The sequence below is a fragment of the Klebsiella sp. SWET4 genome (assembly GCF_024296565.1).
Classification (GTDB): Bacteria; Pseudomonadota; Gammaproteobacteria; order Enterobacterales; family Enterobacteriaceae; genus Klebsiella; species Klebsiella variicola.
In genome coordinates, this window is sequence record NZ_JANCOB010000001.1 from 624,636 (window position 1) to 643,890 (window position 19,255).

A 19,255-nucleotide genomic window follows, 5' to 3' on the forward strand; every position below is an offset into this window, starting at 1 on the left:
GCACGGCGGCTAATTGTTAGCTTTAGAGTAACGATTGGGTCTTACCGTTTGTGATAGGGATCAATAATACGAAAGGCGTAGTGGTCTACGGGAAGAGCGCAGGTGAGGAAGCCGGCCGGCACTCGGCCGGCCGTGAGAAGGGGTTATTCTTTGCTGACATCACTTAATAAGAAAGCAATACTCTGACCGCCGCTGGTCTGCTCGAGGGCAATTTTGGCGATAATCGTCAGTGGCACCGACAGCAGCATGCCGACCGGGCCCAATAGCCAGCCCCAGAAGATCAAGGACAGAAACACTACCAGCGTGGAGAGCCCCAGGCCACGTCCCATCACCCGTGGCTCCAGAATGTTGCCGAACACCAGGTTGACGATCAAGTAGCCGGCCAGGACCACCAGCGCCTCGTACAGCCCGCCAAACACCAGTACCTGCAGGATCGGCGGGATGGCCGCCAGCACGGAGCCAATATTGGGAATATAGTTGAGCGCGAAGGCCAACAGTCCCCACATGAAGGCGAAGCGCACGTCCAGCAGCACCAGCATGCCCCAGACCACCAGGCCGGTCACCAGGCTAATCGCGGTTTTCAGCACCAGATAATGCGACACGCTGTCGATGGCCCGCTGAATGGCGCCCATCCCTTCAACCGGACGGGACATCAGCTGTTGCAGCTTGGCGGGAAGCTGGGGGACCTCCAGCAGCATAAATACCACCGTCAGCAGCAGCAGAAAAATCGAGGACATCGCGTTCGACAGCTGAGTGAGCAGGCTGGTGACCAGCGTCATCACCGCGTTAGGGTCGATGTATTTATTCAGCTCCACCACCGAGACGGTGAACCCCATGCGCTGCAGCCAGGGGGCGATGGTTTGCATCGGCTCGTAGAGATAGTTGCGATACTGCGGTAAGGTGCGCGCCAGCTCGTTAAGCGAGGTCCCCAGCGAGGCCAGCAGCACAATGGCCAGCATGACGATGAGGCCAATCAGCATCGAGATCGCCAGCACGCGCGGGACCCGGCAGCGGACCAGCAGTTGTACCAGCGGATTAATGATCACCGCCAGAAAGAGGGCGAGAATAAAGGGGACAATAATGTCCGCCGCAAAGCGAATGCCGGTAAGGATGATCACCAGCATGCCCAGCATGATGACCATCTTTAATCCGTTAAGTGTAATAATGGGTTTAGCCATAGGTCCCGACCTCAATCTTCCTTGCCTATTAACAGGTTGCGTTACATTAGCATAATGACGTTTTTTTGCAGAAAAAACGCATTGAAGCAAAACGGCGGCGTAAAGAATTGCAAATTCTTTGAATTAAATGTAGCACTATGCTACAAATTTATCTGTGTATAACTACTGAGGACAATTTTCATCCGCAACGGACGAGAAGCAACACCGCGGATAATTGTAATTTTATGGACAATCAGTTCAGGATGTATATTTTAAACCACCCCGCAGTCTCTCTCTCTTTTTCCCGTTTTGCCGGCGAGCAGCACTGGCATTCGGCGCTATAGTCACCTTCTCTCTGCCTGAGCTGGCGCCAAGCGCACAGCGAAATCTACGTCAGAAATTTTCCTGTTTACGCCTCGCGTAAACGGTAATGGATTATATTCTCAAGCAGGAGAAGGGATCATGTTTTATTGGATTTTATTAGCTTTAGCTATTGTTGCTGAAATTACCGGCACCTTGTCGATGAAATGGGCGAGCGTGAGCGGTGGTCATACCGGTTTTATTTTAATGCTGGCCATGATTGCTCTGTCATATATTTTTCTTGCCTTTGCGGTTAAAAAAATTGCCCTGGGTGTGGCCTACGCGCTATGGGAAGGGATCGGCATTTTGCTGATTACCGTGTTTAGCGTGCTGTTGTTTGATGAAAGCCTGTCGCCGCTGAAGATCGCCGGCCTGACCACCCTGGTGGTGGGGATCGTCTTAATTAAGTCCGGCACCCAGAAAAAAGCGTCGTCAAAGCAGGAGGTGGCCCATGCAGCAGTTTGAGTGGATCCACGCCGCGTGGCTGGCCGTCGCCATCGTGCTTGAAATCATTGCCAACGTCTTTTTGAAGTTTTCCGATGGCTTCCGCCGCAAAGTCTACGGCATCCTGTCCCTGGCGGCGGTGCTTGGCGCGTTCAGCGCCCTGTCGCAGGCGGTTAAAGGGATCGATCTCTCGGTCGCCTATGCGCTGTGGGGCGGCTTCGGTATCGCGGCGACCATCGCCGCCGGCTGGGTGCTGTTTGGTCAGCGCCTGAATAACAAAGGCTGGGCGGGGCTCATCCTGCTGGTGGCCGGCATGGTGTTAATTAAACTCGCCTGACGTCTCGCCGCCTGCAAAGCCAGGCGGCAAAACAGGTCCTCTGTAGTATGCTTAACTCAAGATCAGCCCCTCGCTGATAGTGTGCCTGGTGACGATGAGGACTGCGCATGTTCACTGCTTTCGGCTGGCGGAAAATTCCTTCCGCCAGGACGTTGTCAATAATGATATTCCTCGCCGGCCTTGGACTCACCGCGTCGGTCATTTCTCTGCTGTATCTCTCACAACACCTGATTGCCAGCAAATCTAATGAAATCGATCAGCAGCGTTCGGTGCTGTCGGTGGAAGGGGCGGTACAGACCTCGGTCAATCGGGTGCTGTCGCTGGTGCTGGACAATGCCATCTGGGATGACGCGGTAACGCAGACCTACGCCCCGTCACTCGATCAGAAATGGCTGTACGATTCCTGGGGATCAGGCTTCAAAATCAATAACCTGTACGATGGCACCTTTGTCCTCGATGAACATTATCGTATCCTGTGGGGCGCCTTTCAGAGCCAGGTGCTGCCCCGGACTGACCTCTCATTTCTTGGGGCTGGGCTGACCAGTCTGATCCGCTCTCATGCACAGGCATTGCGTGAGGGAAAAAACGCCTTTGCCGGTATCACGCGCACGGAGGCCGGGATCGCCTTTGTCGGCATCGGCCTGATACGCCCAACGACAGAGCGGCTTCAGGTATTTGATGCGACGCGGCGCTATCTGGTGATAACCCGGCATATCAACCCCCAACTGCTGGAGCGCCTGGGTGACACCTTTCAGATTCGTCATCTGCATCTCGCCGAGGGTCCCGGCGCCTATCGTATTCCGCTGCGAACGCAGGCGGGTGAAGTGCTGGGATACCTGGCCTGGCAGCCGCGCCTGCCTGGCGCTGAAGCGGCGCAGGCCTCGTCAGGCAGCATGGGACTGATCGCCGGGGTGGCGGCCAGCCTGATCCTGCTGTTTATCCTTTTTAGCAGTTTGGGCATGTATAAGCTGGCGCGCGGGGAGCGTCAGGCGCGGGAGATAGCCATGATTGACTGGCTGAGCCGTCTGCCTAACCGGCGAGCGCTTCTGCTGCGGTTAAGCCAGGTATGCGAGACGGGGAAACACGATATTCAGTGCGTGGTGTTTATCGATCTGGATGGTTTTAAGGACGTCAATGATAACTATGGTCATGATGTCGGCGACGCCCTGATCCGCCATATCGCCAGCGCCCTACAGACGCGGGTACCGACGGGGGCCATGCTGGCGCGGATGGGCGGGGATGAGTTCGCCATGGCGGTGAGCGGCGCAAAGGCGATTGACCGGGCGGCGGCGTTCGCCTGGGCAGCGCTGGAGCTGCTGAAAGCGCCAGTGACGCTCAGCAAACGCAAAATTTATATCGGCGCCAGCATTGGCATCGCCAGCGGCGCCCCGGCGGAATGTTCCAGTACCGAGCTGTTTCGCCGGGCGGATATCGCCATGTACCACGCCAAGAAGAGCGGGAAGGGGCGGACGGCCTGGTATGACGATGCGCTGGATGCCGTGCGGCGTCATCAACTGATGATTGAGAACGGCATCCGCCAGGGGCTGGAGCAGGATGAATTTGAGGTCTGGTATCAGCCGGTGGTCGATGCCGATACCCTGGCGATGACCGGCGTGGAGGCGCTACTGCGCTGGCCGCGACGCCCGCAGGGGGCGCTGGCGCCGGATGCGTTTATTGCCATCGCCGAGAGCAGCGGCCTGATTGATGCCCTCGGGCAGTTCGTTCTGCAACGCGCCTGCAGCGACCTGCAGCCGGTGGACGATCTCCTTTTGTCGGTGAACATCTCGCCGGCGCAATTTCGCGACCCGGCTTTTGAAAACCGGGTGATGAAGACCGTCGCGGCCTGCCGCTTTCCGCCGTCGCGCCTGCAGGTGGAGGTGACGGAGAGCTATGTGCTGGAAAATCCGGAACGTTCGCAGGCGGTGGTGGAGAATCTGAAGGCCCAGGGTATTGCCGTGGCGCTGGACGATTTTGGCACTGGCTACTCAAGTATTGGCTATTTACGCCGCTTTCGCTTTGATAGCCTGAAGATCGACAAATCTCTCGCCGGGCGGGTGGACAGCGATGAACAGGCGGCGGAGATGGTGCGCGGGACGGTGCGCATTGCCCGCGCGCTGGGGATGACGGTCGTGGCGGAGGGGGTTGAGGATCCGCAGCAGCTGACGCTGCTGCGGCGGGCCGGCTGCGACCGGCTTCAGGGGTACTATTTCAGTAAACCGATGCCGATCGCCGATCTGCTGCAGCGGCGTCAGCCGCAGGGGTGATTACTCTCCGGCCAGTGCTTCCAGCTTATCGCGAAAGCCGGTAACCGAAATGGCGCGGTTGTCAGCCCGCCAGCGATCCTGCGGACCGGGAGCGGAGCTTTGCACGGCGATCACTTGCCAGCCGTCCTCCGTTTTCAACAGCAGCGGCGACCCGCTGTCACCTGGCAGCGTATCGCACTGATGCGACAGCACGCTGTTTTGCGCCCAGCCGGTCACGATGCAATCCTGATGGCTGTACAGATTATCCAGATGATCCTCCGGATATCCCGATTGGGTCACTTTACGGTCCGCTGCCTTCAGCGCAGCGGTGAGATCGGCCTTGCTACCCGGGAAGAGTGGGATCGGCGTGATGCCCGAGGGAGCATAGCGCAGTACGATCAGGCCAAAATCTGACGGCGCCGCGGCGGAGGGCACGATCCAGCCATCGCCATCGGCCTTCAGGCGCTTACCTAAGGCCGGATCCACTCGCCCTTCAATGCCGTGAATTTCATATACCCAGCCGCCCTTGCGCGAAATAAAGCGCAGAGCAACCGCTTTGTCCGGTTTGCCGCGCGGAGGCGTCAACAGACAGTGGCCAGCGGTCAGCGCCAGGTGAGGGGAGATAAGCGTCGCTGTGCACAGATTGCCGCTGGCGGTTTCCAGTTGGCCGATCGCATCCCACGGGCTTTCCTCGGGGTGGCTCACCGCTTTTCGGTCATCATGGCCGAAAAACAGCGTCTTAATATCTTTGGCGCTCAGTCCGCTATCATCGGCATGTGCGCCCAGAGGTAACAGATAAAATGAACACAGCAATAACAGAACGTCTCTACGCATATCACTCTCTGGGGAGGCTATGATGTCTATTGACAGTAGCAGGAGATTTAAGTTTTTGAAAGTAAACAATAATTCTAATCAGACCAAACCGCTGCCATCAGGCGAGGCGGGCTGACGCTGCCGCTGGCAAAACCGTCTGATTTCAAGCGGTTAATACCAGCTGAACGCTGTTGCTATTTCCGCAGAAAGCGACGTCCGACGCAACAAAATTCGTGTATCAGAACGTACTGAATCCGGTGAATAATTCACCAATCGGACATTAAGATTATTCCTGGTTTGCCAGCGATTCGCTGAAAAATAATGCGCTTGCCCGCCATAACTTCACCAGAATTCGCACTTCTTTACGCCTCTCGTAATTATTTTCAATGCGAAACATTTTCTCACCGAAAACGTTGTTACCGTCACTCCGCCGTTGAGTAAATAGAGAGGTAATACCGGCGATGATAGCCTGAATTCTATTTCCCCGACGTTGGGAGGGTATATGTCTAAAAAAGGTATTCGCGCACTGGTTTATGTTTCCCTGGTCTCAGTTGCTATCTGGGGCGCGACCGGTTATCTGGTGATGGAAGCGGTGCGCGTACTGTGAAGCGTCTGGTCACCACGAGGTGGCCGGCGCGCGCTAGTTTATGACTACAGTGTCTGGCGTCTTCGGACGCCGGGCATTTTTTGTGCCGCAGGAATTTCAGGGTAATGAGACGGGGGAAGGTGTCGTCAGCGATCTCCGTACGGTATTTATTATTCTGCAAAGCCAGCAGAAGCAGTAAATGAGAGCGTGGCGGAAATGATTAATAGAGGAAAAAGCGGGTAGCAACCACTGCGCAAATGATTAACAGGATCAGGATGAGCTCGAAACGATAGCGCCGCAGCATAGTGCTCTCCAGAAAAAACGGCGCTGAAACAGCGCCGATTATTAAGAAGGTTAGTTCACCGGGAGGAATTATGCTGCCGGCTGTGCAGCAGGTTTAGCGGCCTGGTGTTTAGTGGTTTTGTGGTGTTTTTTTGCAGCCTGCGCTTTCTGTGCTACCGGTTTAGCCGCAGCTTTGTGGTGCTTTTTAGCCGCCTGAGCTTTCTGCGGAGCAGCGGGTTTAGCTTCTACTTTTTTGTGTTTTTTAGCGGCCTGGGCTTTCTGGGCAGCGGCTGGTTTAGCTTCTGCTTTTTTGTGTTTTTTGGCAGCCTGAGCTTTCTGCTCTGCAGCTGGTTTTGCCGCGGCTTTGTGGTGTTTTTTGTGATGGGTGGTCTTGGCAGCAGTGCTGTGGGTAGCAGCCGGTGCCTGAGTGGTGCTTACTGCGTCAGCAGCGAAAGCGGCAGAAGAGAGACCCATAGCAGCGGCAACGACCAGAGCTAATACTTTTTTCATTCTGATATCCTCGAAAAGTTTTCTTAATTTCAACCCCACTGCGGGGCCGGTGAAATCACTATATGCTTGTCTTTTCGAGCTTTCCGTGAGTGTTTGGTATCGGCGTGTAACCGAATGTACAACACGCCTGGCCGTGGGGAGTGGAAGGACGCGCCGGGCAACCCGGCGCGTACGATCACAGATAGCGGGCGGTAAGGTGTTCGCGGAAGTAGCGGCTGTTGAGATCCTCGCCGGTGGCCTGCTGGATCAGCTGCGAGGTGGAGAAGCGGCTGCCATGCTGCCAGATATTCTGCCGCAGCCAGTCGAACAGGGCGCTGAAATCGCCCTCCGCAATATCGCGGTTTAACGTCGGCAGCGCGCGCCGGGCGGCGGCCATCAGCTGGGCGGCATACATCGCACCCAGCGTATAGGAAGGGAAATAGCCGAATCCGCCGTCGGTCCAGTGAATATCCTGCATGCAGCCGTCCCGGTAGTTGCCGGTGGTCGACAGCCCCAGCCAGTGCTGCATCTTCTCGTCCCACAGCGATGGGATATCATCTACTTCAATCTCGCCGTCAATCAGCGCGCGTTCAATTTCATAACGCAGGATCACATGCGCCGGGTAGCTGACCTCATCGGCATCGACGCGAATAAAGCCCGGTTTCACCCGCTGATTCCAGGCGACAAAGTTGTCGCTGCTAAAGGCCGGTTGATCGCCAAAACGCTCGCGCACCGCCGGTAACAGGCGGTTGAGGAAAGGCTCGCTACGTCCCAGCTGCATTTCAAAAAACAGACTCTGCGACTCGTGGATAGCGGTGGAGCGAGCGAGTCCTACCGGCTGGTCGACCCACGGGCGAGGCAGATTCTGCTCATAGCGGGCGTGGCCGGTTTCGTGGATCACGCCGAACAGGGCGCTGAGCAGGTCGTTTTCGTTGTAGCGGGTGGTGATGCGCACATCCTGGGGGACGCCGCCGCAGAACGGGTGAGCGCTGATGTCGAGGCGCCCGCCGTCGAAGTCAAAGCCGAGGATGCGCATGGCCTGCAGGCCCAGCTCGCGCTGAGCGGCAATCGGGAAAGGCCCCTCCGGGGCGAGTAATGTCTGCGTCGCTTGCTTAGCGACCGCTTGCTGCAGCAGGGAAGGCAGCCAGGACTTGAGGTCGGCAAACAGGCTATCCAGCCGGGCGCTGGTCATATCTGGTTCGAAAATATCGAGCAGTGCGTCGTAGCGTGAGCCGCCTCTGGCATCGGCGCGGATCTGCGCTTCCTGACGGCTCAGCCTGACCACCTCGCGAAGATTGTCGGCAAAGCCAGCCCAGTCGTTAGCGGGACGCTGGCTGCGCCAGGCATGCTCACAGCGGCTGCCGGCAAGGGATTTTGCCTCCACCAGGCTCTCCGGCAGCAGCGCGGCCTGATCGTACTGACGCTGCATTTCACGCAGGTTGGCCTGCTCGACGTCGTTGAGGTCCTGCTGGCGGGCTTCCTGCAGCCATTGGCCCACTTTTTTATCGGTCAGGATCTGATGCTGCAGCACGCCGAGCTCCGCCAGCGCTTCGCCCCGGGCGGCGCTGCCACCCGGAGGCATCATCGCAAACATATCCCAGCCAGCGATGGCGGAGAGATGCGAAAAGCGCGACAGGCGCTGAAAGGTACGGGTAAGCTGCTGATAAGGCGTATTTTCAGTCATAGTGGCGTTCGGTCCGTGACAGGTGAATGAACAGGTTATCGGTATCCTTCTACACTATCCTGATACGCCCGGCGGGTCGAGCGTTGCGCACAGGGGAAGGGAAAGACACATGGCGGGAGAATAAGCTCACCTCTGTGATCGGTGTGACAGAAAACGGTAACATATCGGTACTAAACTGTGATCGATTACACAGGTCTGGAGGTTCGGGGGTGGTTTATGAATCCGTTCACCTGGCTGTTTATTGCACTGCTGTCCGTTGATGCCGTCAGAGAGTTGATGGGCTTGTCTTCCATTATGGGCATGTGGTGAACCGTGGCCCGCAGGCCACGTCACACGCGACTATTTCAGTCGTTGATGTAAGCAGGTGCCGGTCAACAGCGCGGCAAGGAGCAGCAGCGCGATAAACCCACCGACGCCGTTCCAGCCGTAGTGATGCCAGAATACCCCGCCTAACGTCCCGGCAAGACTTGAACCCAAATAATAGCTGAACAGATACAGCGATGACGCCTGACCGCGGGCGCGGCGGGCGCGTGGGCCAATCCAGCTGCTGGCGACGGAATGCGCGGCGAAGAAGCCAGCGGAAAACAGCAGCATGCCGATGAAAATAAGCCACAGGGAAGAAAAGAGCGTCAGCAGCAGGCCGCAGAGCATGACAGCGGTAAAGCCGAGCATCACCGGTCCGCGGCCAAAGCGTACGGTCATGGCCCCTGCCTTCGGTGAACTCCAGGTCCCGGTGAGATAAGCTACCGACAGCAGGCCTACCACCGCCTGGCTTAGCGACCATGGCGACATCATCAGCCGGTAGCCAATATAGTTAAACAGGGTGACAAAAGCGCCCATCAGCAGAAAACCTTCGACGAACAGCAGCGGCAGACCGCGGTCGCGCCAGTGCAGACGGAAGTTGATCAGCAAGTTTTTCGGTCGCAGCGAGGTCGAGCGGAAATGGCGCGACTCGGGCAGAATGCGCCAGAACATGATGGCCGCGGCCAGCGCGAAGCCACTGATCACCGCCAGCGCCACGCGCCAGCCGAAGAAATCGGTAAAGACCCCGGTCAGCAAGCGGCCGCTCATGCCGCCGATGGAGTTGCCGCTGATATATAACCCCATCGAAAAGGCGACGAAACTGGGGTGGATCTCCTCACTCAGGTAGGTCATGCCGACCGCCGCCACGCCGCTCAGCGACAGGCCGATCAGGGCACGCATAATGAGGATGCCGTGCCAGCTGGTCATCATGGTCGACAGCAGCGAGCAGCAGGCGGCCAGCAGCAGGGCGGTGACCATCACCGGCTTGCGCCCGATGGCGTCGGACAGCGGGCCGGTAAACAACAGGCCCACCGCAAGCATCGCCGTGGAAATGGAGAGTGAAATACTGCTGCTGGCCGGGGATACGCCGAACTCGTTCGACAGCACCGGCAGGATCGGTTGCACGCAGTAGAGCAGGGCAAAGGTGGCCAGACCGGCGGAGAACAGCGCGAGGGTGACGCGCATAAATTGCGGGGTGCCGCGCTTAATAAACTGATCCGGGCGGGATGCACCAGCGACGCTGACCTCGCCCGCCGGCACGGTGTCAACGGTTGTTGTACGACTCACAGAGAATTCCTTGCGTAGAAGTTGCTGCTTACCAACAGAATGTTGTGACCATTCAGCTCACATTTTTAGGGTATGAAAATGTAAATATTCTGTCTAATATATTAATAATCTCAAATAAGACGTTTTAAATATGAGTATCGAGTTGCGTCATCTGCGCTATTTTGTCGCCGTCGCGGAGGAATTACATTTTGGCCGGGCCGCAGCGCGACTGAATATTTCTCAACCGCCGTTAAGCCAGCAAATTCAGATCCTCGAGCAGCAGACCGGCGCCCGCCTGTTCGCGCGCACCAATCGCAGCGTCAGTCTGACGGCGGCCGGAAAGCAGTTTCTCGCCGATAGCCGACAAATTCTTGCCCAGGTGGATGACGCGGCCGCCCGCGCTGCGCGTCTGCATCACGGTGAAACCGGCGAACTGCGTATCGGCTTTACCTCCTCGGCCCCCTTTATCAAGGCGGTATCCGATACGTTGTCGATGTTTCGTCAGCGCTACCCGGATGTGCATATTTTGACCCGCGAGACCAACACTCGCGAACAGATTGTGCCACTGAGCGAGGGGGCTCTCGATCTGGGGCTCCTGCGCAATACCCAACTGCCGGACACCCTGGCGTGGGAGCGGGTGCTGCGCGAGCCGTTGCTGGCGATGGTCCCGGCCGACCATCCGCTGGCCCGCCAGCCCTCGGTCAGCCTGGCGGCGCTGGCGCGCGAACCCTTCGTCTTTTTCGACCCGCACGTGGGTACCGGCCTGTATGACGATATCCTCGGCTTGCTGCGTCGTTACGGTCATACGCCGGTGATTGCCCAGGAGGTGGGGGAGGCGATGACCATTATTGGTCTGGTGGCCGCCGGACTGGGGGTGTCTATCCTGCCGGCCTCCTTTCAGCGCGTACAGCTCAGTGAAATGCGCTGGCTGCCGATCGACGAACAGGATGCGGTGTCGGAGATGTGGCTGGTGTGGTCGAAACATCATGAACAGGGAGCGCTGGCAAAACGCTTTCGCGAGTCGCTGCTGGCCTGGAAAACCGAGCACAATTGAGGCGAAAAGAGGCTGGAAATGTGCGGTAAATCACAAGGCTAAGTAAAAATTTGACGTTCACCATCGAAGTGCTTCACCATAGCCGAAAGTTTATTTCGAAGCGCGAAAATAAAGGGAGTCAATGGTGGTAGCGGATAGTCAACCAGGCCATATCGATCAAATTAAGCAGACCAATGCGGGCGCCGTGTATCGCCTGATTGATCAGCTCGGCCCGGTATCGCGTATCGACCTCTCCCGATTTGCGCAACTGGCTCCCGCCAGCATCACCAAGATTGTCCGCGAGATGCTGGAAGCGCATCTGGTGCAGGAGACGGAGATCCAGGAGCCCGGCAGCCGTGGCCGCCCGGCGGTGGGGTTGATGGTAGAAACCGAGGCCTGGCACTATCTTGCGGTGCGCATCAGCCGCGGCGAAATCCACCTTTCGCTGCGTGATTTAAGCAGTCAGCTGGTGGTGGAGGATCAGCTGGAGCTGGCCCTCACCGACAGCACGCCGTTTCTGACCCGTATTATTGATCATATCGATCGGTTCTTTATTCGCCACCAGAAGAAGCTGGAACGGCTCACCTCCATCGCCATGACGATGCCGGGTATTATTGATACCGAAAATGGCATTATTCATCGCATGCCGTTTTATGAGGATGTCAAAGATGTGCCGCTGGGCGATGTGCTGGCCAACCATACCGGGGTGCCGGTCTACATTCAGCATGACATCAGCGCCTGGACTATGGCGGAATCGTTGTTCGGCGCCTCGCGCGGCGCCCGGGATGTCATTCAGGTGGTCATCGATCATAACGTCGGCGCCGGGGTTATCACCGACGGACGCCTGCTGCATGCTGGCAGCAGCAGCCTGGTGGAGATCGGCCATACTCAGGTCGATCCCTACGGCAAGCGCTGCTACTGCGGCAACCATGGCTGTCTGGAAACCATTGCCAGCGTAGAGAGCGTGCTGGAGCTGGCGCAGATGCGCATGGCCCAGTCGATGAGCTCGCTGCTGCACCAGCGTCCGCTGAGCGTGGAGTGGCTGTGCCAGGCCGCGCTGCAGGGCGATCTGCTGGCCAGAGACATTATCAGCGGCGTGGGTAACCACGTCGGGCGGATTCTGGCGATCATGGTCAATCTGTTTAACCCGCAGAAAATTCTGATTGGCTCGCCGTTTAATCTGGCGGCAGATATCCTTTTTCCGGCAATTTCCAGCTGCATTCGGCAACAATCGCTCCCGGCCTACAGCCAGCATATCGCGGTTGAAAGCACCCAGTTTTCCAATCGTGGCACGATGGCTGGCGCGGCGCTGGTCAAGGATGCGCTCTATAACGGATCCTTACTCATACGACTGTTACAGGGTTAACATTTTTTCATAGTCGCACCAAAAATTGCGCTATCTCAAGCCGACCTCTGGCGGCATCACGTAGACTTTGCCCACTGTTGATTATTTCTCTCCCGTATATTTCATCGACAAAACTGTGGGGTTAGTGATGTTTAAGCGTTTCTTTATTACAGGTACAGACACCTCTGTCGGGAAGACAGTGGTTTCCCGTGCGCTGTTGCAGGCACTTGCTGCCAGAGGCAAAAGCGTGGCCGGGTACAAGCCTGTGGCGAAGGGCAGCAAAGAGACGCCAGACGGTTTGCGTAACAAAGACGCGCTGGTGCTGCAGAGCGTCTCCACGCTGGCGTTGCCGTATGAGGCTGTCAATCCCATAGCGTTAAGTGAAGACGAAAGCAGCGTGGCGCACAGCTGCCCGATCAACTACGGTTTGCTGTCGGATGGTTTGCAGCGACTGGCCGGTCAGGTCGATCACGTGGTGGTTGAAGGCACCGGCGGCTGGCGCAGCCTGATGAACGACCTGCGACCGCTCTCCGAATGGGTGGTACAGGAGCAGCTCCCGGTGCTGATGGTGGTGGGGATCCAGGAGGGGTGTATCAACCATGCGCTGCTGACGGCCCAGGCGATCGCCAATGACGGGCTGCCGCTGATCGGCTGGGTGGCCAACCGCATCAACCCCGGTCTCGCGCACTACGCTGAAATCATCGATGTCCTCAGTAAGAAGCTGCCGGCGCCGCTGATTGGCGAGCTGCCGTACCTGCCGCGCGCCGAACAGCGTGAGCTGAGCCGCTACGTCGACTTAGACATGCTCGGCAACGTGATGGCGATAGATCGAATCCCGGCGTAACGTCCGCGACAGCACCGACGCCACCACGCAGGTGATCAGCAGGCCGGGCAGCAGCGCATACTGCCCGGTCATCTCACAAATCATCAGGGTCGACATGATTGGCGCATGGGTGGTGGCAGCCAGAAACGCCGCCATGCCGGTCAGACCGATCATCATAGCCATCTCTTCATTCCCCGGTAGCCATAGCCCGCTGACGCTGGCAAAGAGCATGCCCATCGCCAGGCCGACAAACAGCGTGGGGGTAAAGACCCCGCCCGGCGCGCCGGAGCCGCTGCTGGCCAGCACCGCCAGCAGTTTGCACAGGAAAACGCCGGCCAGCAGTACGCCGGACGGCGGCATCTGCAAATAGCTTTGCACCACGCTGTAGCCGTTGCCCCACACCGTCGGGGTGATGAGCGATAAGCCGCCGACAATCAGCCCCCCCAGCGCCAGCTGCCACGGCGGCGTCAGTTTCAGTTTGACGAACCCGCGGTGGCTGTAGTCCATCAGCCAGATAAACAGCGGGCCGCACAGCCCGGCCAGCAGGCCAGTCGCCAGCATTAAACCATAGTGCAGCGCGCTGAGGTTCTGCTGCAGGACGACGTGGTACAGCGGCGCGGCGCCGCCGTTGAGGAACTGCGTCAACAGCAGGGCGATCACCGCCGAGATAACGACCGGCCCGAGCGAGGCCAGCATCAGCGTGCCAAAGAGAATTTCAGCAATAAACAGGCTGCCGGCCAGCGGGGCATGATAGGCGCTGGCCATCCCGGCAGCGGCGCCGCAGGCGACCCACAGCTTCCATTCAGTCTGCGGCGTGAAGCGGCGGGCGAACAGCGACGCCGCCAGCGCGGCCAGCAGGATCATGGCGCCTTCCCGGCCAATCGCGCTGCCGGTGACCACGACCAGCAATGACGCCAGCGATTTCACCAGGCTTGCCGGCGTATCGAAGCAACCGTCGCCGGTCTCCAGGGCTTCCATATAATCGGTGGCGGCATGCGGGCGCGCGATGCTGCGTCGCTGCCACAGCCAGAGAAGTGCCCCTGCCGTCAGGCCGCCCAGCGCGGGGGTAATCAGTCGCCGCCACGCCGGCAGCGACTGCGCCGCGTTGACCAGGCTCCCGCTGTCATTGCCGAGAAACAGCGTTTCCAGCACCACCATCGCATGGCGAAACAGCGCCACCGCCAGGGCGGCGAGAAGGCCAATCAGGGTGGCGATCAGCAGGCGGCGAAACATCACCTGCACATCAGGATAGGGGTGAAGACGGTGCATCAGTCACGGCGAGGTTCGGAAAACATGGTCTTATTTTGATAGGGAATAACCTTAGATGCAAAAGCGATAAGTGCGGGTGAGGGGCTGGGAAGCGGCGAAATAAAACCGCGCCGGATACCGGCGCGGTGAAGGGTTAACGATAGAGCGCTTTTTCCGCCACGGCGATCGGCAGATTCTCCTGCCACTGCGCCAGCGTTGCCTGCGCCAGCTGACCCAGCGCCTGGTAGAAGGGGTGGGCGGCATGGTCGACAAAGACGCTCAGAAAGCGCCCGGACCACGGCAGCAGGTGCCAGGCCAGCAGCTGGGCAAACAACGCATCCTGCTCCGTCTCGCACAGCCATGCCGCCAGCAGCAGCAGGGTGCCGAAATGATCTTCCGGTTCGTTACGCTCGGCGTCCAGTGCGATGCCGTTCGTGCGCATCCACTCGCGCAGGGCCAGCGTGGAATCGCCAAACAGCACTGACTCTTTATCCAGCCAGACGGATCCCCATGGCGGCGCCGGCAGGGCCCACGGGCCGATAAACAGGCGTTGCCAGGCTTCTGGTAATGACTCTTCCGTCGACGCGGCAAAGGCTGACGCCAGTGGGGCGGTTACCGGGAAGGGCCACTGTTGCTGCCAGCTGCCGTCCTGGAAGGCGGCGACCAGCGGCGCAATGTGCGCGCTATTCGGCGCATAAGAGAACAGCGCGCCCAGGGTGCGGGCGCTTAACGCGACAGCGTCGCGGTTTGGGATCGGCATCATTACTTATTCCTTTCTGCGGCGCGCGCCAGCGCGCCGTCTCATTAACCGGCAACTGCCATACCGACGGTCATATGCAGACCATAAAACAGGCCGCGACCAATACATTCCGCGATCAAGACCAGCAGCAGGCCGATCAGCAGCCCCGTAGCGCGCGGCGGTTGGCGGCGGATCAGCGGACACAGCCAGCAGCCAAGACCGAGAGCCAGCAGTATCAGGCGTAACGCCTGGAGTTTGCCGTAATCTGGCAGCAGGGTGGCTGCCTGCTGGACTGAACTGTGAATGGTACTGAGTCCGGCGCTTTGCATGATGATAACGACGGCGCCGATTGCCAGCGCGGCCACGCTGAGTCCGGCAAAAAACCAGCCGTTAAAGTCGACTTTCGCCAGCCGCAGCAGCAGGGCGGCGAACAGCGGCCCGCTGAGGAGCACCGTCAGGAAGAACGCGCTGGTAGTGTAGCCATTGTACCATGTTGGCACAGTATCGATTTGGTAAACCCGGGTCATCGCCAGAACAAACAGCAGGCCTAACAGCATGGCGATCACCAGCCAGGCTTTACCCAGCGCCGCCGGCATTTTGCCCACTACCGCCAGCAGCCACCAGAATCCTCCCACGGCGAAGAACAAGGCGCCGCTGGCGATTTCATTGCTCAGCGCCGAGGCGCCGACGCGGTTCAGCGAGTTAAACGCGCGCAGCGGCGAACCGAGATGCATCACCGAAGCCAGAAAACCAATGCCCATCAGCAGCCAGATAAAAAACATGCTGCGCACCAGCCGTTGCTGCGCTTCGCGCTGGTTTGTCAGCGATAGCCAGCCCAGCCCGCTGACGAGGGTCGCGCCGACCACGCATTGCCCCAGTACCGTAAACAGCACCAGCGGCCATTCATGCCATCCGCTTCCCATCTCACACCTCCTTTGGATTTGCCAGATAACCGGTGGTATCGCCACACGGCCGGGCATTGGCGTTAGGTTTGATCACGATACTCGGCCTGGTAAAGTGCGCCGAGGGCAGCGGGGCCACTGCGGCCAGCTGGCCGTGCTTGGCGCGCAGCTCGGCAATCGGCCCGAAATCGAGCGCCCGCAGCGGGCAGGACTCGACACAGATCGGTTTTTTCCCCTCGGCGACGCGCTCGTGACAGCCGTCGCACTTGGTCATGTGGCCTTTGTCGGCGTTGTACTGCGGGGCGCCGTACGGGCAGGCCATATGGCAGTAGCGGCATCCAATGCACACCGCTTCGTTGACCACCACAAAACCATCGTCGCGCTTGTGCATCGCCCCACTTGGGCAGACCTTGGTGCAGGCCGGATCTTCGCAGTGGTTACAGGCGATGGAGAGGTAGTAGGCGAACACATTCTGCTGCCAGACGCCGTTGTCCTCCTGCCAGTCGCCGCCGGCATACTCATAGATGCGGCGGAAGCTGACCTCCGGGGTGAGATTCTTGTAGTCCTTACAGGCCAGTTCGCAGGTTTTACACCCGGTACAGCGAGCGGAATCGATAAAGAATCCATATTGCGTGCTCATGGTTTACTCCTTAAACCTTTTCGATGTCGACCAGGTTGGTATGCTGTGGATTCCCCTTCGCCAGCGGCGATGGGCGGTGGGTGGTCAGCGTATTCATGCAGGCGCCATGGTCGATCCGGTCTCCGGCCATATTCGCGTCGTGCCAGGCGCCCTGGCCCATCGCCGACACGCCCGGCATGATGCGTGGCGTCACTTTCGCCGGAAGACGGACTTCGCCGCGCTGATTAAAGACGCGCACCATATCGCCGTTTTTAATCCCGCGTTTTTCCGCGTCAAGCGGATTGAGCCACACTTCCTGGCGACAGGCCGCTTGTAATACATCGACGTTGCCGTAGCTGGAGTGGGTGCGCGCTTTATAGTGGAAACCAAACAGCTGCAGCGGATACTGGCTGCGCAGCGGATCGTCCCAGCCTTCAAATGTGGAGGCGTAGACCGGTAGCGGGCTGATAACTTCGTCTTTCTCCAGCTGCCAGTGGGCGGCAATCTCGGCGAGCCGGCTGGAGTAGATTTCAATTTTTCCGGACGGGGTTTTGAGCGGATGCGCTTCAGGATCGCGGCGGAAGTCGCGATAGGCGACGAAGTGGCCGTTCGGATCTTTACGCTTGTAGATGCCCATCTGTTTCAGGTCGTCGTAGCCAGGTAGCGCGGGGTCTTTCGCCATCATTTTGGCATACAGATGCTGCAGCCACTGCGCCTGCGTGCGCCCCTCGGTAAAACGTTGATGCACGTCGTCGCCGAGCCGTTTCGCCACTTCACTTAAGATCCAGTAAATCGGTTTGCGTTCGAACTTCGCCGAGGTAGCAGGCTGGATAAAAATGAGATAGCCCATATTGCCGGCGTAGTCGTTGGGAATAATATCTTCCTGCTCAACGGTCATCAGATCGGGCAGCAGCAGGTCGGCGTATTTCGCCGACGAGGTCATAAAGTTGTCGATAACCACAATGGTCTCGCACTTGCTTTCGTCCTGCAGGATCTCGTGGGTCTTATTGATGTCGGAGTGCTGGTTGATGATGGTGTTGCCCGCGTAGTTCCACAGGAACTTGATCGGCACATCCAGCTTCTCTTTGCCGCGCACGCCGTCGCGGGTGGCGGTCATCTCCGGGCCTCGAGCGATGGCGTCGGTCCAGGTGAAGCAGGAGATGGCGGTCTTCACCGGATTTTCCAGCACCGGCAGACGTTCGATAGTGATGGTGTAGGTTGATTCGCGGGCGCCGCTGTTGCCGCCGTTGATGCCCACGTTGCCGGTTAAGATCGGCAGCATGGCGATCGCGCGGGCGGAGAGTTCGCCGTTGGCCTGGCGCTGCGGTCCCCAGCCCTGGCAAATATAAGCCGGTTTACTCATGCCGATTTCGCGCGCCAGCTTAATGATGCGATCGGCGGGGATGCCGGTAATACGCGAGGCCCACTGCGGCGTTTTGGCGACGCCGTCGTCACCCTCGCCAAGAATATACGCTTTGTAGTGGCCGTTTGCCGGCGCCCCGACCGGCAGCGTTTTCTCATCGTAGCCAACGCAGTATTTGTCGAGGAATGGCTGGTCGACGAGATCCTCGTTTATCAGCACCCAGGCGATACCGGCGACCAGCGCGGCGTCCGTGCCGGGACGAATAGGGATCCACTCATCTTCCCGACCGGCGGCGGTATCGGTGTAGCGCGGGTCGATAACGATCATCCGCGCGTTAGAGCGCTCGCGAGCCTGCTCCAGATACCAGGTAATGCCGCCGCCGCTCATCCGGGTTTCCGCCGGGTTATTGCCGAACATCACCACCAGCTTGCTGTTTTCAATATCCGAAGTACTGTTGCCGTCGTTGCTGCCGTAGGTATAGGGCATCGCGCAGGCAATCTGTGCGGTGCTGTAGGTACCGTACTGGTTAAGCGAGCCGCCGTAGCAGTTCATCAGCCGCGCTACCGGCGACGCTGAAGGCGACGAACGGGTGATGTTGCCGCCGACGATCCCCGAAGAGTAGTTAATGTACACGGCTTCATTGCCATACTGGGCAACGGTGCTTTTCAGACGGTCAGCGAGGATATCCAGCGCCTCCTCCCAGCTGATGCGTTCAAATTTGCCTTCCCCGCGCTTGCCGATGCGCTTCATGGGATAGTTAAGGCGATCCGGATGATTGATGCGCCGACGAATAGAGCGCCCGCGCAGGCAGGCGCGGACCTGGTGGTCGCCGTAGCGGTCGTCGCCGGTATTATCCGTTTCGACGTAAACCACTTCATCATCCCGCACGTGCAGCCGCAGGGCGCAGCGGCTACCGCAGTTGACCGAACAGGCGCCCCAGACAATGCGGGTGTTGTCGCCGGTAGCCTGTTGTACTGCTGCCGCGGCGCTGCGCAGTGTAAAGGGCAGGGTAAGCCCGCCGGCGGCCAGCGCCAGAGAGCTGAGGGCTGTGGATTTGAGTAGCGCGCGTCGGGAGACGCCGCCGGGGGATTCCTGATTCGACATTGCTCACTCCATGATAGTTATGCTGTGCGGAGAAGGGCCGCCACGTCATTAACAGACGCAGGGGTGAGCGATAATACGTTATGGGTAGCCAGCAGATCTTATCCCTGGTCAATGC

At 58.8% G+C, this 19,255-nt stretch carries 18 protein-coding genes; 8 read left to right on the top strand and 10 right to left on the bottom strand.

The genetic code is table 11. The features are described 5' to 3' along the window. Positions 1–143: 143 nt before the first annotated feature. Positions 144–1,178 carry an AI-2E family transporter gene (locus NKJ21_RS03250; protein WP_008805030.1) on the bottom strand — a complete coding sequence of 345 codons (1,035 nt, stop codon included), beginning with the start codon at positions 1,176–1,178 and terminating at the stop codon, positions 144–146. Between the two features lie 441 nt (positions 1,179–1,619). Here NKJ21_RS03250 and kpnE point away from each other — a divergent pair, with 441 nt between their 5' ends. The 3 genes from kpnE to NKJ21_RS03270 all read left to right on the top strand — a co-directional run bounded on the left by kpnE (position 1,620) and on the right by NKJ21_RS03270 (position 4,562). Continuing rightward, a complete protein-coding gene (gene kpnE, locus NKJ21_RS03255; RefSeq protein WP_008805029.1) occupies positions 1,620–1,982 on the top strand; it encodes a multidrug efflux SMR transporter subunit KpnE in 363 nt (120 codons plus the stop codon). Beyond that, entirely contained in the window at positions 1,969–2,298 is a 330-nt protein-coding gene (gene kpnF, locus NKJ21_RS03260; protein WP_008805028.1) for a multidrug efflux SMR transporter subunit KpnF, read from the top strand. The genes kpnE and kpnF overlap by 14 nt, the downstream gene beginning before the upstream one ends. Positions 2,299–2,405: 107 nt before the next feature. Next, entirely contained in the window at positions 2,406–4,562 is a 2,157-nt protein-coding gene (locus NKJ21_RS03270; RefSeq protein WP_131002017.1) for a bifunctional diguanylate cyclase/phosphodiesterase, read from the top strand. Here the strand turns inward: NKJ21_RS03270 and NKJ21_RS03275 are convergent, their stop codons facing one another. After that, a complete protein-coding gene (locus tag NKJ21_RS03275) occupies positions 4,563–5,375 on the bottom strand; it encodes a serine protease (RefSeq protein WP_012968314.1) in 813 nt (270 codons plus the stop codon). 626 nt (positions 5,376–6,001) lie between these two features. Between NKJ21_RS03275 and NKJ21_RS03280 the strand changes: the two genes are divergently transcribed. Further along, positions 6,002–6,139, top strand: a complete 138-nt coding sequence (locus tag NKJ21_RS03280) for a hypothetical protein (protein WP_167807048.1) — start codon at positions 6,002–6,004, stop codon at positions 6,137–6,139. A 173-nt stretch (positions 6,140–6,312) separates the two neighbouring features. On the opposite strand, the gene asr is transcribed toward NKJ21_RS03280, so the two are convergent. After that, positions 6,313–6,732, bottom strand: a complete 420-nt coding sequence (gene asr / locus NKJ21_RS03285; protein ID WP_043875352.1) for an acid resistance repetitive basic protein Asr — start codon at positions 6,730–6,732, stop codon at positions 6,313–6,315. 175 nt (positions 6,733–6,907) lie between these two features. After that, positions 6,908–8,395 carry a carboxypeptidase M32 gene (locus NKJ21_RS03290; RefSeq protein WP_239270381.1) on the bottom strand — a complete coding sequence of 496 codons (1,488 nt, stop codon included), beginning with the start codon at positions 8,393–8,395 and terminating at the stop codon, positions 6,908–6,910. A 216-nt stretch (positions 8,396–8,611) separates the two neighbouring features. On the opposite strand from NKJ21_RS03290, the gene NKJ21_RS03295 reads away from it, so the two are divergent. Then, a complete protein-coding gene (locus NKJ21_RS03295; RefSeq protein ID WP_004206050.1) occupies positions 8,612–8,704 on the top strand; it encodes a hypothetical protein in 93 nt (30 codons plus the stop codon). Positions 8,705–8,734: 30 nt separating this feature from the next. Here the strand turns inward: NKJ21_RS03295 and NKJ21_RS03300 are convergent, their stop codons facing one another. Continuing rightward, complete coding sequence (locus tag NKJ21_RS03300; RefSeq protein ID WP_008805023.1) at positions 8,735–9,985, bottom strand: MFS transporter; 1,251 nt, start codon at positions 9,983–9,985, stop codon at positions 8,735–8,737. A gap of 130 nt (positions 9,986–10,115) precedes the next feature. Here NKJ21_RS03300 and NKJ21_RS03305 point away from each other — a divergent pair, with 130 nt between their 5' ends. The 3 genes from NKJ21_RS03305 (at position 10,116) to bioD (ending at position 13,186) form a co-directional block, all read left to right on the top strand. Next, entirely contained in the window at positions 10,116–11,018 is a 903-nt protein-coding gene (locus tag NKJ21_RS03305; RefSeq protein WP_016160960.1) for a LysR family transcriptional regulator, read from the top strand. A 124-nt stretch (positions 11,019–11,142) separates the two neighbouring features. Continuing rightward, positions 11,143–12,363 carry a sugar metabolism global transcriptional regulator Mlc gene (gene mlc, locus NKJ21_RS03310; RefSeq protein ID WP_032691385.1) on the top strand — a complete coding sequence of 407 codons (1,221 nt, stop codon included), beginning with the start codon at positions 11,143–11,145 and terminating at the stop codon, positions 12,361–12,363. A 127-nt stretch (positions 12,364–12,490) separates the two neighbouring features. Next, positions 12,491–13,186 (top strand): dethiobiotin synthase, encoded by a 696-nt coding sequence (bioD, locus tag NKJ21_RS03315; protein WP_012541855.1) that lies wholly within the window; start codon positions 12,491–12,493, stop codon positions 13,184–13,186. Here bioD and clcB read toward each other — a convergent pair. The 5 genes from clcB to ynfE form a co-directional block, all read right to left on the bottom strand. Continuing rightward, positions 13,139–14,434, bottom strand: coding sequence for a voltage-gated ClC-type chloride channel ClcB (gene clcB / locus NKJ21_RS03320; protein ID WP_012968309.1), 1,296 nt, complete (start codon positions 14,432–14,434; stop codon positions 13,139–13,141). The genes bioD and clcB overlap by 48 nt on opposite strands. Before the next feature lie 133 nt (positions 14,435–14,567). Further along, positions 14,568–15,176 carry a Tat proofreading chaperone DmsD gene (dmsD, locus tag NKJ21_RS03325; protein ID WP_008805018.1) on the bottom strand — a complete coding sequence of 203 codons (609 nt, stop codon included), beginning with the start codon at positions 15,174–15,176 and terminating at the stop codon, positions 14,568–14,570. Positions 15,177–15,217: 41 nt separating this feature from the next. Further along, positions 15,218–16,075, bottom strand: coding sequence for a DmsC/YnfH family molybdoenzyme membrane anchor subunit (locus tag NKJ21_RS03330; protein WP_044613037.1), 858 nt, complete (start codon positions 16,073–16,075; stop codon positions 15,218–15,220). Position 16,076: 1 nt separating this feature from the next. After that, positions 16,077–16,694, bottom strand: coding sequence for a DMSO/selenate family reductase complex B subunit (locus NKJ21_RS03335; RefSeq protein ID WP_008805016.1), 618 nt, complete (start codon positions 16,692–16,694; stop codon positions 16,077–16,079). Positions 16,695–16,704: 10 nt separating this feature from the next. Continuing rightward, positions 16,705–19,140, bottom strand: a complete 2,436-nt coding sequence (gene ynfE, locus NKJ21_RS03340) for a selenate/tellurate reductase subunit YnfE (protein WP_254732701.1) — start codon at positions 19,138–19,140, stop codon at positions 16,705–16,707. Positions 19,141–19,255 lie beyond the last annotated feature (115 nt).

Coding starts and splice junctions, on each gene's coding strand:
- ynfE (WP_254732701.1), bottom strand. CDS start 19,140: ATGTCGAATCAGGAATCCCCCGGCGGCGTCTCCCGACGCGCGCTACTC.
- NKJ21_RS03275 (WP_012968314.1), bottom strand. CDS start 5,375: ATGCGTAGAGACGTTCTGTTATTGCTGTGTTCATTTTATCTGTTACCT.
- NKJ21_RS03295 (WP_004206050.1), top strand. CDS start 8,612: ATGAATCCGTTCACCTGGCTGTTTATTGCACTGCTGTCCGTTGATGCC.
- NKJ21_RS03280 (WP_167807048.1), top strand. CDS start 6,002: ATGACTACAGTGTCTGGCGTCTTCGGACGCCGGGCATTTTTTGTGCCG.
- NKJ21_RS03335 (WP_008805016.1), bottom strand. CDS start 16,694: ATGAGCACGCAATATGGATTCTTTATCGATTCCGCTCGCTGTACCGGG.
- NKJ21_RS03330 (WP_044613037.1), bottom strand. CDS start 16,075: ATGGGAAGCGGATGGCATGAATGGCCGCTGGTGCTGTTTACGGTACTG.
- asr (WP_043875352.1), bottom strand. CDS start 6,732: ATGAAAAAAGTATTAGCTCTGGTCGTTGCCGCTGCTATGGGTCTCTCT.
- NKJ21_RS03250 (WP_008805030.1), bottom strand. CDS start 1,178: ATGGCTAAACCCATTATTACACTTAACGGATTAAAGATGGTCATCATG.
- kpnF (WP_008805028.1), top strand. CDS start 1,969: ATGCAGCAGTTTGAGTGGATCCACGCCGCGTGGCTGGCCGTCGCCATC.
- bioD (WP_012541855.1), top strand. CDS start 12,491: ATGTTTAAGCGTTTCTTTATTACAGGTACAGACACCTCTGTCGGGAAG.
- NKJ21_RS03290 (WP_239270381.1), bottom strand. CDS start 8,395: ATGACTGAAAATACGCCTTATCAGCAGCTTACCCGTACCTTTCAGCGC.
- NKJ21_RS03270 (WP_131002017.1), top strand. CDS start 2,406: ATGTTCACTGCTTTCGGCTGGCGGAAAATTCCTTCCGCCAGGACGTTG.
- clcB (WP_012968309.1), bottom strand. CDS start 14,434: ATGCACCGTCTTCACCCCTATCCTGATGTGCAGGTGATGTTTCGCCGC.
- dmsD (WP_008805018.1), bottom strand. CDS start 15,176: ATGATGCCGATCCCAAACCGCGACGCTGTCGCGTTAAGCGCCCGCACC.
- kpnE (WP_008805029.1), top strand. CDS start 1,620: ATGTTTTATTGGATTTTATTAGCTTTAGCTATTGTTGCTGAAATTACC.
- NKJ21_RS03305 (WP_016160960.1), top strand. CDS start 10,116: ATGAGTATCGAGTTGCGTCATCTGCGCTATTTTGTCGCCGTCGCGGAG.